This is a genomic window from Clostridium sp. DFI.1.208 (assembly GCF_024463855.1).
Taxonomy (GTDB): domain Bacteria; phylum Bacillota_I; class Bacilli_A; order Erysipelotrichales; family Erysipelotrichaceae; genus Clostridium_AQ.
Window position 1 is genome coordinate 1 of record NZ_JANGCA010000077.1, and the last position, 14,277, is coordinate 14,277.

Consider the following 14,277-nt stretch of genomic DNA (forward strand, 5'->3'; position numbering starts at 1 on the left):
ACAAATCCACATTCACAATTACACATTTTATCACAACCTGAAGTGATACCAAATAATTCAGGTGGAAAGGAGAACTGGTATATTAAATTTATTACTCATTATATGAGTAACTTAAATATACCAGGAGATTTATATTTAATATGGCAAATAGAGAAAGAACAATCGAAAATAAAATCAAATTTTATGAGAATAAAATTGTTGCTTCTGAAACATTGATAGCAGAAGAACAACAAAAATTAGAAGGGTATAAGCTGGAGCTGAAGAAATGGCAGGTACATAAGAAAAATCTTGAAAAACTATTTCAAGAAATTGATAATGATGTTTAATTCGGTAAAAATTACAAGTGTAAAAAAATACACGCTATGAGAAGCCCATAATGGAACGCTAAGAGCCATCTTTACTTTCATGAACAACAAGTCAAAAAAGTTTGTAATTCGTCTTAGCGTTTGATTGTGGAAGCCGATTTTTTTCAAAAACGCAATTTTTAGTTCAAAAATAAGAAAACGGACTAGGAAAGGATAAAAAAATGAAAAAAAGAGTATTTATTGATATGGATGGAACATTGTATAGATTCCACGATCATATATTAGATGAATCAGGGCATGTGCAAATCGAAAAAATGTACGAACTTGATTTTTTTGTAAAATTAGAATCATTTGAAAATATGAAGGAAGCTATCAATCTTTTACATTCAGTAGATAAAGAAGAAATTGAGATTTTTATTCTTTCTTCTGCTGACACAAAGGAAGTTGTTCATCAAAAAAATATTTGTATTGATAGAGATTTTCCATTTATTGATGAAGAACATAGGTTGTTTCCAAAAACATGGGAAAGTAAAACCGACAAAATACCTGAAGGAATTTATGTAGGAGATATTTTAATTGATGATTACAATGTCAACCTTGAACAATGGAAAGATAAGGGCGGTACATCAATTAAGTTTGTGAACAACATCAATCATCAAGGAAAAGGTAGATATGGTGGAGATGTAGGCAAACTATGGGAGCATGAAATATTACGCTACGATATGAAACCAAAAGAAATCGTATTAAACATTGAAGAAATAATTGGAATACAGAGAGATAGATTTTTATTTCGATTTCCTGATGAAGAAAAAAACAAAGGTATCATGGAAAAAGTAAGTTCGGTATTTAATGAATGGAATTTATGCGAACATGATAGCAAAGTATATTTGGTGTTTACAGGAGATTTAGAAGAAAGCATTACTTTCGATTATGAATGGATGATAAAAAATATGGATGCAGAAACGATAGAAGATGGATGTTTCTCCAGTTATGCTGAAGCTTTGTATAATTGGATAGATAGTGTCATTCAAGATATTCGTGATCTTGGCGTGTGGAATGAAGAAAAAGGGCATGATTTTTATTTGTCGGTTGAGGAAATAGAGTATTGTGGATTAAAAGAAATCTACCAAGATGAGAAAGAGAATGATTTAGAAATGATGGAAGAAATGGATGAGATTGATAAATAAATGCAAAGCAATAAATAAAGGTATGTCATGACATTTGAAAGTCTGTTATAATATAAACTGAACAGAATGAGGTGAAGATAATGAATCCTTTTAAAAAAGCGATAAAAGAATCTCAAGATTATTACGAAAATTTCATTACTCGTAGTGTCCATAGTTCAAATAAAATTGAAGGAAATACTTTATCATATGCAGAAACATACGCTATCATATTTAATGATAATTCATTTTCTCTATCAGATGTAAAACCTAGAGAAATCTATGAAGCAATCAATTTAAAATATGCGTTACAAGAATCATTGAAACAACAAGACAATGAAATCAATCCATCTTTAATTGTAAAGCTAAATGAAATTATCAATAAAAATATCAAAGATACAAGTGGTTATCGTAAAATTCCAGTGTTTATTCGTGGGGCAGATTTTGTACCACCTGAAGCTAAATATGTATCGAATATGGTAATGGAACAACTCTATTTTTATAATCATAGTACATTGCCATTGTTAGAAAGAATTGCAGATTTTCATATTCAATTTGAGCATATACATCCTTTTGAAGATGGAAATGGCAGAACAGGTAGACTACTCATCAATCACGAATTGATTCGTAATAATGAAATACCAATCGTTATCCCTGATAATAAAAGAGCTGAATATTTTGAATACTTGCAAAATTATGATGTTAAAGGTTTAGCTCATATGATTGAAGAATTACAAAAAGTAGAGAAAGAAAAAATGAATTTATATGTAAAAGAAATTGTTAGTGAAGATATAGATAAAAGTATTGAAGAAGATTTTGAAGATAGAGATATTTGAAGTGTTAAAAGCAATGTTCATAAATGATGACTTGCTTTTTTTTACTAGGAAGAGGGTGGAACTATGATTTATGTTACAGGAGATATTCATGGTGAAATAGATATTTCGAAGTTGAACACTCAAAATTTCTCGCAAGCCAAGGCAGGTGATTATTTGATTGTCTGTGGAGATTTTGGTTTGATATGGGATATGAAACCAAGCAGAGCTGAAGAATATTGGATGAAATGGTTATCTGAAAAACCATGGATTACTTTGTTTGTGGATGGGAATCATGAGAACTTTGATCGTTTAAAAAACTATCCTATTACAGAAGAATGGGGTGGAAAGGTTCAGAAGATTTATGATAAGGTTTACCACTTAATGCGTGGGGAAATATATCTGATAGAAGGCAAGAAAATCTTTACTTTTGGTGGAGCGTTCTCACATGATAAAATGTATCGTAGAGAAGGAATTTCTTGGTGGGAAGATGAACTACCAACAAAAGAAGAATGTGAATATGCAATAGCGAATTTGAAAACTGTTGGAGATACTGTAGATGTCATTATCACACATGATGCACCGAAAAGCATTGCTCGAAGATATGGATATGATAGAGTAGATATGAGTCAAGTATATGCAACAGACAAGGAAGATATAACGGCATTCTTAGAACATATTTCACATTTTGTAAACTATAAACAATGGTATTGTGGACATTACCATATGGACTTTGATGATAGTGAGTCCTTTCATTTTCTTTATCAAACAATTTTAAAAATTGATATGTAATGGAGAGCATTTCTCCATTTTTTTATTTTAGAGAGGAGCAAATATGCCTGAAAAAAAGAAACTAAGTAAGACTAGAGAAATGTTAGTCAATGAGTATGTTAAATCGCTTGAACAAGATCAGCTACCTTGGATAAAGGAGTGGGGAAGCAAGCCACCTCATAACGCAATTACGAAGACACCATACAGACTTTATAACAAAGTTTTACTTTGGTATATTCAAGAACGAAATCATTATGAGGATAGTCGTTGGTGTACGATACGACAGGCAGAATCAAGAGAATGGTTTGTTAAGAAGGGAGAGAAATCCATTCCATTAGAGTTTTATTATTACTACAATAAGAGAACTCATAAATCAATGACGATTGAAGAATTCTACAAATTTATTACTGACATCAGAAAAAATGGAAGCCTTGATGAAGAGCAATTACAGGAATTGTTAAAAGAATATGTTCTTACCAGTTCATCATTTAATGTGTTCAATGTGCAGGCTCAAATGGAACACAGACACTATCTAAAAGATGGTACAGAGTATGTAAAAGCTACCGATTATTATCAGTTGTTAAAAGAAATCAAGGCAGACAAAAAGGCAAGTTATGAAGAAAAAAATCAGCGTTATACTGAATTGAAAGAACGATATGAATTAGTGACAGAAGAAATTCCTATTGAGAAAATACCTACGATTGAATATAAATCAAATGAAGTCGTTGATAGCATTATAAAGAATATGGGAGTGGATTATGAAGAGAAGGGAGATAGAGCATACTATAGTCCTTCCGAAGATAAAATTACTTTACCACCAATGACAACATTCCATTCAGAGTATGGATACTATGCGACAAAGTTACATGAATCTTGTCACGCAACAGGGCATTCCAGTCGCTTAAATCGTGATATAGAAAATAGATTTGGAAGTCAAAAATATGCAATAGAAGAACTAAGAGCAGAAATTGGTTCTTCTTTTTTGATGGCAGAATTGGGGTTAGAAGCTGACGAAACTCATGTGAATAATCATAAGGCTTATATCCAAAGTTGGATTTCTGAATTAAAAAATGATCCGAAAGTTTTATTTGATGCGATTAAGGATGCAGATGAAATTGTAGATTACATTAAAGATATTGAGGATTTTGAAAAGTATATTTCACTGTCTGAAATTGAACAGGAAACACTGGATACAATAGAAGAAGATATGGACGAATTAGAAATGGAAATGTGAGGTGACAAGAGATGGAATATGCAAATAAGGAAGCATTATTAGAAGCGTTAAGTTTAAATAAGAATGCCAGTGCAGGCTATGATGAATATCCTGATGAAGATATGGAGTCTATTACTTTTCATGAATCGGAAGAGAAAGAAATCACAAAAGAGTTTGATACAAAAGTAGAGTATGAGGATGTTTTAGAATGAACACAGACACAATTCAAATGAGTTTGTTTGACTACTTTATGGAAGATGAACAGTTTACCATTCCTGAAGCTACAGCACTTGTGAAAGAACAAAAAAACTTGCAAGTAAATGATGAATCTATTCGTGCAAGGATTTATGAAGGACTTGAATTAGGCATCTTTAAAAGGGTTGCTAGAGGTGTTTATAAAGTAGAAAGTCAATTAGAACAGAAGAAATCTACTTGCCTTTTAATCAATGGAGATGGTCGTGATTTATCGTTTATTGAAGACAATAGTATTGATGGAATCATTACAGACCATCCATATGATTTAGCAAAATCTCTGACTGGTGGCAATAGAAAATTTGCGACATACGAGTTATTTAAGTACACACAAAAAGACTTTCAAGAGAAGATGCGTGTGCTAAAAGAAGGAGCATTTTGTGTAGAATTCTTACCTGAAGAGAACGAAGTAAATTATCAATACTTGTATGAAATCAAACAAATGGCAATCAAAGAAGGCTTTAAATATTTTACAAAAGTGCCTTGGATAAAAGGCGATTTTAAAGCAAATACAGGGCGAAAATCAAAGAATAGGGAAGATATCATGTTCTTCTCAAAAGGAGAACCACGCACTCTTAAACTGGATGCGAAGAAGAATATTCAACTTGCGAAAGAAAATGATATTGATGTAAAAGGATTGACTTCTTATGAAGTGAAAGAACGCTTAGAGGCACATGGTTTAAGTGTTTTTTATATGAAAGGAACAAGTGGAATGTTACCTACAGAATTTCAAAGTGAAGTAGAAAACTTCCCAAAAGAATTTGATTTTCAACCAAGAAGTCGAACGCAAAAAGTAATGGAAGCAGAGAAACCAGTAGCACTTATGGTATCTATTATTGAATATATTTCGTTACCTGATGAACTTCTGTTAGATCAATTTGGTGGTAGTGGAAACTTTGGAATTGCGTGTCTAAATACAAACAGAAATGCAATCATAGTGGAGAAAGATGAACAAACTTTTGAACGCATGAAAGACAATATTGTGAACACTATGAAAGATAAAAGTGAAGCAAGTATCTCAATCAAAGAAGTTGATTTGGATGAAGATATGGACATGGAAATGGAACTTATGTAGATGAAAGAATCATCAACAAAATTGTTTGTAATTGCTCTTATAGGAACAATATGTTTCTGTTTATTTATCTTTATTAAGCAACTAATCAAGGAATATAAATCACGAAATTCTATTTTAAATGGATATTTTGTGAGTGCAGATATGTTTCTGAAAAAATGGAACGAAAGATATAAAAATGAAACATGGAACAAGTCAGGATGTTATGTGATTCTTATATATAGTCATGCGATAAAGGAGTTTCATAAAGAAAAATATGAAGCAATTTACATAGGTCAATCGTTACATTTAGCAAATAGAGTGAAACAACATTTACAAGGAAATGGAAACAAAAATGTATATCACGATTATCAAAATGGGAAACAAATTTACATTCATTTAGAACGCTGTATGCCTTCGTATATGAACAGAATGGAGAAAGATTTAATTCGATCTTTTAAAGCAACAAGGTCGTATAACATTCAAAAAGGTGGTGGAAAACATAGACGAAACAAAGACAATTTTAAATACAAATGAGGTATCGTTAAGATACTTAAATAATAATTTTATGGATACAAAAATGAAATTTTTGCACACGAAAGTGGTGTGGGGAAGATAATCCCTGCATCACTTTTTTTACAGTTAGGAGTGAATGAAAATGAAATTTGAAAGAGCGAGTACCTACAATTTTGGTGCAACAAAATTGAATCGTAGAAGGGTTTCAGGGGCTACCCCTGACAAGCAAGGGTGTGTATAGACACCATGCTTGTTATATACAATTACAACCTATTGGGAAACAGATTGTGAGGGAAAAATATGGAATTCAAAAGAATACCTTTTATCGCTGTTCAAAGAAAATTTAATCTGACAGATAGACAGATGTATTACATACGAGATCGAATTAGAAAATATCATAAAGAAGATGAATGGTTCATATTCGAGTACAACGCAATCGGAGAAAAAGAACTGTGGATTTATTTGGAAGGTGTGCATTGGATAGAGGAAGTATATCTTCAATATGATACACCATATATTGAAGCAGAAATCCAATTTGTATCGAAACAGATTAAGAGATTAGAAGAAGAATTAAATGTGCATTGTGACCCTATCCACTGTGAAGATATGGACATCATTGAACTCTCTATTTATTTTCAAAAAGCAAAGAAGACGATCTATAACGAAATCAATAAAAACAGGAAGGATTTAGAAAAATATATCATTGGAAAGAAACCAATAAAGCTATCTGAAGAAGGGGTGCGTTGGATGGAATTGAACCTATATCGGAAGCGATATATGAAAGACCTCTACTTATACAAAAGAGTGATGCAGGATAGAAAGCGAGAAAAAAACAATGCGACAAAAATTACACGAGGATGATAAAAGAAAACGAGTCAATGTTTTGCTTAGTAATAATGAACGAGAACTGTTAAAAGAAAAGATGGATAAATATGGATACGCAGATTTATCGTCCTATTTACGAGATGCAGGAATATACGAAAGACTGTATTTGGAAGATATAGATGGTAAAAAAGAAATATCTGAACTTGTCAGTAATATGATTGGAGAAATCAGGAAGTATTTATTTGAACAGAATAAAATATTGATGAAAAGCAGTCTTACAAGAAATGACATTCAGTTGTTGTCTGAACAAAACGATAAAATTTTAGAATCGAATATGAATTTAGTAAAACTTATAAATGAAGTGTTGTGGGTATCTTCAAGAGTTATTGCTGAAGACCCTAGCCGTTTTGTTCAACAAGCAAAACTATTTGATGATGATGCAAAATAGAAAGGGGGCAATGAAATGCCATATACAAAAAGAATACCGGTACACGCAGGAGAAAGAGGAACAGGTTTATATAATTGCTTGGAGTATGTACGCAATGGAGATAAGACAGAGGATGGGATTTTGGTAAATTCCTTAAACTGTACAGTTGAATTTGCGGAACAAGAATTTCTTTATATTCAAAGAAAGTATCATAAAGAAAATGATGATCGAGTTGCCTATCATGTTATTCAATCATTTGATATACGAGATGATATAACTCCTGAACAAGCCAACGAAATAGGAATGAAATTATGTAAAGAGATTTATCCAAACTATCAATGTGTTGTAAGTACACACATTGACAAAGGACACTTGCACAATCATATCGTTTTAAACGCAACCAGTTTGTCAGGAAGAAAGTTAGAAGATAGATTGGCAAATAAAATAGAAGGACTATATGGATTAAGGGAAGCAAGTGACCGAATTAGTTTAGAATATGGATGTCATGTTATGAAAGACTTCAAACCGATTGGTAAATACAGAAGAAAAGATTATTCAGGGAAACTTCAAGAAACAACCATTAAAAAGATATATGAAAATGCAACAGCGATTTGGAAACCACGAATTATTGAACAAATTGAGAAATTAAAAAAAGAAACAAACTCGTTTGATGAATTGATGGAACGATTAGCTTTGGAAGGGTATCAAATTAAAAGGGGAAAATATCTAAGTATAAAACCGTATGGTAAAGAAAGATTTACTAGACTTCATAAATTAGGAGATGAGTATAGTGAGGAAGCACTTCGTCAGTTCTTCAAAGACAAGAAAAAGGGAAGCTATGTGAAACAATTAAAAGCAGTAAATGGTTATAAAGGGAGAAGTAAATATTCTGATTCCTATGTAGAACAAGCAAATAATTCTAAGTTAGCTATGGAGTTGTCTAGTAAAGGACAACAGGTAGGAAAAGAATATCCTAAATACTACAATTCAAGATATAAAGAATTTTTGAGATATAAGGAACTTGCTAAATCATTAGATTTTATGAGTGCTGAAAAAATATTCTCTTATGAAGATCTAGCTGAAAAAATTGAAGCTGTAGAACTTGAGTTAGCTGAACGAGAAGCAGAATATGAGAAACAAAAATCAATCGTCAGAACTTTTGAAGAAAACGAGCCGTTTGCACATACTTATATTGAAACTTACAATGCCTATATGCTTTATAAAGAGCAGGTTGAAAAGTTTGGAGAAGAGAATATTACGATAAGTGAAGATGTACAGAAACATCTTACAGTGAAAGAAAACTTAAATGATGCCGAATTGCAGGAAGTACGAGAATTTATTCGTGGCTGCGGACAAGAGAAAAGAGAGGCAAACAGACAGTATTCTTATATTACTTATCTTCATAGCAAATTAACAGATTATGATAAGTTGCGTTCAAGAGCATTGGAGATGAACGGATATATTAAAGGTATGAACTTTGGTATTAAAATGATTGATGAAAAACGATCAACAGATGAATATTATTGTGTCAAATTACCGTACACAAAGAAGTATGTTTATTTAAATAAGAATTGTGTGACATGGAAAGAACATGGAGTCCGTGCGACTATGTATCTCATTGATGATGAAACATACGAACTATATAATGAAGATAATCAAAAGATTGGAGAAGTATCAGGAGATCAATTAGAACAGATTTCTAACGAGGAAAAGGAAGAGGTAAAAGAATACTATGCTTCATTGAAAGTAGAGGTGTAAGGAATGAAAAAGAAGTTAATCCTTGGTGGACTTATTACTTTGCTAACAGTTTCTTTAATTCCATTCATAAATTTGTTTTTTAAGGAACAAGAGAAAAAAGAAATTGAGAATAATGTGAAAGAAGTTGTGCAGGAAAAAGAATCAAAAAAGGAAGGAAAGAAACAAGAAAGCAGTACCTTGAGTTTTGCAGAACTTAAACAAATGAATTCAGATCTAGTTGCTATTATGTATATTCCTAACACGGATATTTATTTACCAATCGTACAAACTGCGAATAATGAGTATTATCTAAAGCATAACTTTTATAAGAATTATGACGAACAGGGAAGCATCTATATGGATGCAAAGGCATCAGCAGACTTCGGCAGTAAAAATACATTTATATATGGACACAGTGTTTTAGGAACGGGTGGTATGTTTACATTTCTGAAAAACTATATGAGTGCTTCTTATTATCAACAGCATCCAATCATTAAGATTATGACAGAAGAGAAGTTGTATGATGCCCATATTGTATCAGCGTATAAAGATGTAGATACTTCTGCATCCTATCAAACCAATATTACGGATGATGTCAGTTACACTTCATATATTGATGTGATTGCAGGCAAGAGCAACTATGTAACAAATGTTCAAGCAACGACAGATAAAAATATGGTTACATTTTATACTTGTTCATTGGATGGAATTACAAACAATAGCCAACTGGCATCTACCAAAGACAGATACTATATTCATGCAGTATTAGAAGTAATAAATGAATAAAGTAGGTAAAACTAAAAAAACTTAGCTAAAACTTGAGGATATTCATGATAAATATCCTCTCTTTTTTCATGAAAAATTTTGATTATCCCGAAAAACCCTTGAAATACAAGCACATTCGCAGGATTTCAGATTGATTTTACTACCAATTTACTACTTTTAACGGATTGCGCCTTGATATGCCGGAACATCTTGCGAGCATGAAACAACCCAATACAAACGCGACGCACTGGCGGCGCGGCACGTCGGCAATCACACAATTTCATATAGCACCGCACTGGCGGCGTTACCTTATCCCAACCGGGAAACAAGGAACGCCGCTATTTTTTTACCCTCATGTTACGCAGTAGGGGCAAAAAGAGTCTTGCTACACAAGGCTTTGCGGGTACGGTTTTCACAGGGTAAGGGATTGATACCTAAACCCTTAAAATCGCTGTTCTACCGCGTAACAAATATGCAGCAAAGGAGTTGATGAAGCTATGGCAGTTTTCCGCATGGAGAGAAACACAGGATATACGGTTATGAGCAACCACCATTTACGCAACAAAGAACTTTCCCTAAAGGCAAAAGGGCTGTTATCGCAAATGCTGTCCTTGCCGGAGGATTGGGACTATACCCTTGCGGGACTGTCCTATATCAACCGGGAAAAAATCGACGCTATCCGCGAAGCTGTCCGGGAGCTTGAAAGAGCCGGATATATTCAGCGTTCAAGGGAGCGCGACGAGAAAGGACGCTTGCGGGGAACTGATTACATCATCTATGAGCAGCCGCCTAACTTGGATTTACCTACATTGGAAAATCCAACATTGGAAAATCCTACGCAGGAAAAACCTACGTTGGAAAATCCAATGCAATTAAATAAAGATATACAAAAGACTGACTTACCAAAAAAAGAAAAATCAAATACGGATTTATCAAGTAACCATTCCATTCCTATCCTTTCCCCTAACCCCTCTCCTTTGAGGGAAGAAACGGCAGAGCCGGAACGGAAAGGAACGGAAGCGGCAGACGCATACAGCGTGTATGAGGAAATCATCAAGGACAATATCGAGTATGAGCATTTTATCAAGCATACCAACATTGACAGGGAACGCTTGGACGAGATTGTGTCCCTTATCCTTGAAACTGTCTGCACCAAACGAAAGACAATTCGTATCGCCGGGGACGATTATCCGGCAGAGCTTGTCAAAGCAAAGTTTATGAAGCTGAACAGCAGCCACATTGAATTTGTCTTTGACTGCATGAAAGAGAACACCACGAAAATCCGTAACATCAAGCAATATCTGAAAGCGGTACTTTTCAACGCGCCCAACACCATTGACAGCTATTACACCGCCCTTGTCAACCACGATATGTACGGCGGCTATTAAAAAACAGGAGGATTTTAATATGACACAGAAAACAGGAGCTTTGATTTTTGATGAAACGGCAGACCGTTACGACATTCGCTTTGACCTTAACGACTACTACGGAGGATTGCATTGTGGGGATTGCCTTGAAGTGTTTGTACGCGGCAAATGGAAGCCGACCCGCATGGAGTACGGGGACAACTGGTATCTTGTCGGTGTGAGGGCTTCGGATTTGAACGGGCTGCGGGTGCGTATCTAAAGGCGGCATGAAAAATGTACGCCTTATTTTTATGCCCCGAAGCGGCACACCACCCTAACCAAACTATGAAAGGAGGGATTTCATGCAAGATGAAGTCAATGAAAAAGTCGTGTCTTTAGCAATCAAAACATCTAAGCTGACCGCCGAAGTGCTGCAAAAGGCTATGAAAGCCCTGCTTGCCAAAGGCAAAGGGCAGCTAACCAAAGCCCCGCATGGGAAAATCACTATGCGGCAGCTTATGAAGCAGGGAGAAAAGGTTTCCAACATTGAGATTACCGACCAAAATATCAAAGCCTTTGACCCTATCGCAAGGAAAAGCGGGCTTGATTACAACGTCAAGAAGATTGAGAACGGCAAGCCGCCGACCTATCTTGTGTCTTTTAAGGGCAAGGATATTGACGTTATGACCGAAGCGTTCCGGGAATTTACCGCAAAGAAATTAGGCAGGGATAAAAAGCCCTCTATCCGCAAGCTGCTTTCCACTCTGAAAGACAAGGCGGCAGCTCTGAACGCACAGAAGGACAAAGTGAAGAAAAAGGACAGGGAGGTATCGCTATGAAGCCGGAACTTAAAAAGCTGCTTATCCTAAATGCCCCCTATCTGCTCTTTGTCTATCTCTTTGACAAAATCGGACAAGCGGTACGCCTTGCGCCGGGGGCTGACCTTTCCGGCAAGGTGCTTTCCCTTGCAGACGGCTTTTCCGCTGCCTTTGCAACCCCGCTTCCGAGCCTTGCCCCTATGGATTTGCTTATCGGTATTGTGGGGGCTGTCCTTATCCGGCTTATGGTGTACTTCAAAGGCAAGAACGCGAAGAAATACCGAAAAGGTATCGAATACGGTTCAGCCCGTTGGGGCAACGCCGAAGATATAAAGCCCTATACCGACCCGGTATTTCAAAATAACGTGCTTCTGACACTGACGGAACGGCTTACCATGAACAGCCGCCCGAAGCAGCCGAAGTATGCAAGGAATAAAAATATCCTTGTTATCGGGGGAAGCGGCAGCGGCAAGACGAGATTTTTTGTGAAGCCCAACTTAATGCAAATGCACTCAAGCTACGTTGTAACTGACCCGAAAGGTACGGTTTTAGTCGAGTGTGGGAAGCTCTTACAGCGCGGCGGGTATCGGATAAAGGTGCTGAACACGATAAATTTTAAGAAATCCATGCGTTATAATCCCTTTGCCTATATCCGCAGCGAAAAAGACATTTTGAAACTGGTAAATACCTTGATTGCCAACACCAAAGGGGACGGGGAAAAAGCCGGGGAGGATTTTTGGGTAAAATCGGAACGGCTCTTTTACTGCGCCCTTATCGGCTACATTTGGTACGAAGCCCCGGAGGAAGAAAAGAACTTCACGACGCTGCTTGAAATGATAAATGCCAGTGAAGCCCGCGAGGACGACCCGGAATTTCAGTCCCCCGTTGACCTCATGTTTGAACGGTTGGAGGAAAAAGACCCGGAACACTTTGCCGTCCGGCAGTACAAGAAATTCCTGTTATCTGCGGGAAAGACACGAAGCTCTATTCTCATTTCCTGCGGTGCGCGGCTTGCCCCTTTTGACATTAAGGAGCTGCGCGACCTTATGGAAACCGACGAAATGGAGCTTGACACCATAGGCGACCGCAAGACCGCCCTGTTTGTTATCATCAGCGACACCGACGATACTTTTAACTTTGTCGTGAGTATTCTTTACACGCAGCTTTTCAATCTGCTTTGCGACAAGGCAGATGATGAATACGGCGGCAGGCTGCCCGTCCATGTGCGCTGTCTGTTAGACGAGTTTGCAAATATCGGGCAGATACCGAAGTTTGAAAAGCTCATAGCCACCATACGAAGCCGGGAAATCTCCGCGTCGATTATCTTACAGTCGCAAAGCCAGTTAAAGGCAATCTATAAGGACAACGCCGATACCATAGTCGGCAACTGCGACACCACCCTTTTCTTGGGCGGCAAGGAGAAAACCACCCTCAAAGAAATGTCGGAAATCTTGGGGAAAGAAACCATTGACAGCTTCAACACTTCCGAGAACCGGGGGCGCGAGGTATCGCATGGGCTGAACTATCAGAAGTTAGGCAAGCAGCTTATGACGGAAGATGAAATAGCGGTTATGGACGGCGGGAAATGTATTTTACAGCTACGAGGGGTGCGCCCGTTCTTCTCTGATAAGTACGACATTACAAAGCACCCCAACTATAAATATCTTTCCGACTATGACAAGAAAAATACTTTTGATATGGAAAAGCATTTAAGGCGCAGACCCGCCCTTGTGAAGCCGGACGAAGTATTTGACTACTACGAAATCAGCGAAAGCGATTTGCAGGAGGACACCGACCATGAATAGACGTATCAGAAAGAAAAAGGACAAGAAAATCACAGAAGCCATAAACGGGCTTGTTTCGATTGCTGAACGACGGGAACAGCAGCGGCAGGCTGCTATCCGGCAGTTTGTGAAACGGTGTGAAGCCCTGTATGAGCAGCAGCGAAAAGAAAGGAGGAATTGACGCAGTAACAAAGAAAAAGACAACTTGCATGATACGCGCCCCTACAAAAATTCCTATCGCCCACACTGACAACTGAATACCGCCGCGCAGCAGACATTTAGGCAGCGCGGGGACTTATGACCGCGGCAGTTTGAAAACTGACCGCCGTTTTTTATGCCCTTTTACGGGCAAGCCGCATTTGCGGCAGAAAGACAACTATATTAAAGTCAAGTAGTAATTTATGAAAAAGTATGAAATATAAAATACTTGAAAATATAGTATTCGATCTTTGAAATTGTGAATGTAAATATGTTGAAAAGAACTATAGTTAA

At 36.4% G+C, this 14,277-nt stretch carries 17 protein-coding genes; all 17 read left to right on the top strand.

Annotation, left to right across the window (positions count from 1 at the left end; all coding sequences use genetic code 11):
* The first annotated feature begins 140 nt into the window (after window positions 1–140).
* The 17 genes from NE665_RS21615 to NE665_RS21695 all read left to right on the top strand — a co-directional run bounded on the left by NE665_RS21615 (window position 141) and on the right by NE665_RS21695 (window position 13,966).
* Complete coding sequence (locus NE665_RS21615) at window positions 141–326, top strand: hypothetical protein (protein ID WP_002610971.1); 186 nt, start codon at window positions 141–143, stop codon at window positions 324–326.
* Between the two features lie 200 nt (window positions 327–526).
* Complete coding sequence (locus NE665_RS21620; RefSeq protein ID WP_187426252.1) at window positions 527–1,492, top strand: hypothetical protein; 966 nt, start codon at window positions 527–529, stop codon at window positions 1,490–1,492.
* 80 nt (window positions 1,493–1,572) lie between these two features.
* Window positions 1,573–2,304, top strand: coding sequence for a Fic family protein (locus NE665_RS21625; RefSeq protein WP_142691805.1), 732 nt, complete (start codon window positions 1,573–1,575; stop codon window positions 2,302–2,304).
* 63 nt (window positions 2,305–2,367) lie between these two features.
* Window positions 2,368–3,072: a metallophosphoesterase family protein gene (locus NE665_RS21630; protein WP_118654690.1), complete on the top strand. Its 705-nt coding sequence runs from the start codon at window positions 2,368–2,370 to the stop codon at window positions 3,070–3,072.
* 43 nt (window positions 3,073–3,115) lie between these two features.
* The gene (locus tag NE665_RS21635) at window positions 3,116–4,285 is read left to right on the top strand and encodes a zincin-like metallopeptidase domain-containing protein (RefSeq protein WP_002610962.1); all 1,170 of its coding nucleotides are present in this window, start codon (window positions 3,116–3,118) and stop codon (window positions 4,283–4,285) included.
* 11 nt (window positions 4,286–4,296) lie between these two features.
* Window positions 4,297–4,476 carry a hypothetical protein gene (locus NE665_RS21640; protein WP_002610960.1) on the top strand — a complete coding sequence of 60 codons (180 nt, stop codon included), beginning with the start codon at window positions 4,297–4,299 and terminating at the stop codon, window positions 4,474–4,476.
* Window positions 4,473–5,591, top strand: a complete 1,119-nt coding sequence (locus tag NE665_RS21645) for a site-specific DNA-methyltransferase (protein ID WP_161129324.1) — start codon at window positions 4,473–4,475, stop codon at window positions 5,589–5,591. Before NE665_RS21640 ends, NE665_RS21645 begins: the two co-directional genes overlap by 4 nt.
* On the top strand, window positions 5,592–6,104 hold the full coding sequence (locus NE665_RS21650; RefSeq protein WP_002610956.1) for a GIY-YIG nuclease family protein: 513 nt from the start codon (window positions 5,592–5,594) through the stop codon (window positions 6,102–6,104).
* 279 nt (window positions 6,105–6,383) lie between these two features.
* Window positions 6,384–6,944, top strand: coding sequence for a hypothetical protein (locus NE665_RS21655; protein ID WP_002610954.1), 561 nt, complete (start codon window positions 6,384–6,386; stop codon window positions 6,942–6,944).
* On the top strand, window positions 6,919–7,356 hold the full coding sequence (locus NE665_RS21660) for a hypothetical protein (protein WP_002610951.1): 438 nt from the start codon (window positions 6,919–6,921) through the stop codon (window positions 7,354–7,356). The genes NE665_RS21655 and NE665_RS21660 overlap by 26 nt, the downstream gene beginning before the upstream one ends.
* A 15-nt stretch (window positions 7,357–7,371) precedes the next feature.
* Window positions 7,372–9,093 (top strand): relaxase/mobilization nuclease domain-containing protein, encoded by a 1,722-nt coding sequence (locus NE665_RS21665; RefSeq protein WP_118654695.1) that lies wholly within the window; start codon window positions 7,372–7,374, stop codon window positions 9,091–9,093.
* Between the two features lie 3 nt (window positions 9,094–9,096).
* Complete coding sequence (locus tag NE665_RS21670) at window positions 9,097–9,858, top strand: class B sortase (RefSeq protein WP_002610944.1); 762 nt, start codon at window positions 9,097–9,099, stop codon at window positions 9,856–9,858.
* A gap of 476 nt (window positions 9,859–10,334) precedes the next feature.
* Window positions 10,335–11,225 (top strand): DUF6017 domain-containing protein, encoded by an 891-nt coding sequence (locus NE665_RS21675; protein ID WP_187426251.1) that lies wholly within the window; start codon window positions 10,335–10,337, stop codon window positions 11,223–11,225.
* A gap of 19 nt (window positions 11,226–11,244) precedes the next feature.
* Window positions 11,245–11,463: a DUF5348 domain-containing protein gene (locus NE665_RS21680; RefSeq protein WP_002610290.1), complete on the top strand. Its 219-nt coding sequence runs from the start codon at window positions 11,245–11,247 to the stop codon at window positions 11,461–11,463.
* 82 nt (window positions 11,464–11,545) lie between these two features.
* On the top strand, window positions 11,546–12,022 hold the full coding sequence (locus NE665_RS21685) for a PcfB family protein (protein ID WP_002610294.1): 477 nt from the start codon (window positions 11,546–11,548) through the stop codon (window positions 12,020–12,022).
* Window positions 12,019–13,806, top strand: coding sequence for a VirD4-like conjugal transfer protein, CD1115 family (locus NE665_RS21690; RefSeq protein WP_187426250.1), 1,788 nt, complete (start codon window positions 12,019–12,021; stop codon window positions 13,804–13,806). Before NE665_RS21685 ends, NE665_RS21690 begins: the two co-directional genes overlap by 4 nt.
* Window positions 13,799–13,966, top strand: a complete 168-nt coding sequence (locus NE665_RS21695; protein WP_002610319.1) for a hypothetical protein — start codon at window positions 13,799–13,801, stop codon at window positions 13,964–13,966. Before NE665_RS21690 ends, NE665_RS21695 begins: the two co-directional genes overlap by 8 nt.
* Window positions 13,967–14,277: the final 311 nt, after the last annotated feature.

Coding starts and splice junctions, on each gene's coding strand:
- NE665_RS21615 (WP_002610971.1), top strand. CDS start 141: ATGGCAAATAGAGAAAGAACAATCGAAAATAAAATCAAATTTTATGAG.
- NE665_RS21620 (WP_187426252.1), top strand. CDS start 527: ATGAAAAAAAGAGTATTTATTGATATGGATGGAACATTGTATAGATTC.
- NE665_RS21625 (WP_142691805.1), top strand. CDS start 1,573: ATGAATCCTTTTAAAAAAGCGATAAAAGAATCTCAAGATTATTACGAA.
- NE665_RS21630 (WP_118654690.1), top strand. CDS start 2,368: ATGATTTATGTTACAGGAGATATTCATGGTGAAATAGATATTTCGAAG.
- NE665_RS21635 (WP_002610962.1), top strand. CDS start 3,116: ATGCCTGAAAAAAAGAAACTAAGTAAGACTAGAGAAATGTTAGTCAAT.
- NE665_RS21640 (WP_002610960.1), top strand. CDS start 4,297: ATGGAATATGCAAATAAGGAAGCATTATTAGAAGCGTTAAGTTTAAAT.
- NE665_RS21645 (WP_161129324.1), top strand. CDS start 4,473: ATGAACACAGACACAATTCAAATGAGTTTGTTTGACTACTTTATGGAA.
- NE665_RS21650 (WP_002610956.1), top strand. CDS start 5,592: ATGAAAGAATCATCAACAAAATTGTTTGTAATTGCTCTTATAGGAACA.
- NE665_RS21655 (WP_002610954.1), top strand. CDS start 6,384: ATGGAATTCAAAAGAATACCTTTTATCGCTGTTCAAAGAAAATTTAAT.
- NE665_RS21660 (WP_002610951.1), top strand. CDS start 6,919: ATGCGACAAAAATTACACGAGGATGATAAAAGAAAACGAGTCAATGTT.
- NE665_RS21665 (WP_118654695.1), top strand. CDS start 7,372: ATGCCATATACAAAAAGAATACCGGTACACGCAGGAGAAAGAGGAACA.
- NE665_RS21670 (WP_002610944.1), top strand. CDS start 9,097: ATGAAAAAGAAGTTAATCCTTGGTGGACTTATTACTTTGCTAACAGTT.
- NE665_RS21675 (WP_187426251.1), top strand. CDS start 10,335: ATGGCAGTTTTCCGCATGGAGAGAAACACAGGATATACGGTTATGAGC.
- NE665_RS21680 (WP_002610290.1), top strand. CDS start 11,245: ATGACACAGAAAACAGGAGCTTTGATTTTTGATGAAACGGCAGACCGT.
- NE665_RS21685 (WP_002610294.1), top strand. CDS start 11,546: ATGCAAGATGAAGTCAATGAAAAAGTCGTGTCTTTAGCAATCAAAACA.
- NE665_RS21690 (WP_187426250.1), top strand. CDS start 12,019: ATGAAGCCGGAACTTAAAAAGCTGCTTATCCTAAATGCCCCCTATCTG.
- NE665_RS21695 (WP_002610319.1), top strand. CDS start 13,799: ATGAATAGACGTATCAGAAAGAAAAAGGACAAGAAAATCACAGAAGCC.